This is a genomic window from Arthrobacter sp. GQ119 (assembly GCF_059759125.1).
On record NZ_JCAXEA010000104.1, the window covers coordinates 1 to 252 of the forward strand.

Sequence of the window (252 nt, forward strand, 5' to 3'; positions counted from 1 at the left end):
GAGCTGCTTTCAAAGATCGTAGGGAAGAGCCATTCTCAACGAGGATTAAGCGGTGACTGCCTTGAGCGCCTGGCGGAACCTGGACAGGCCGCTCTGGATCTCATCAGTGCTGACGTTGAGCGCCGGGATGATGCGGATGACGTTGCCGTGCGGTCCGCAGGTGAGGAGGAGGAGTTCTTCCTTGATGGCGGCCTGCTGGACGGCGAGGGCGGTGGCGGCATCGGGGGTGTTGTCCGGTGCGGTGAATTCGAG

Annotated in this window: 1 pseudogene; it reads right to left on the reverse strand. The window is 61.9% G+C overall.

The annotated features are described in order from the left end of the window. Nucleotides 1-45: 45 nt before the first annotated feature. A pseudogene (locus tag AC6CH3_RS23550) lies at nucleotides 46-252 on the reverse strand (aspartate aminotransferase family protein); the annotation flags it as partial.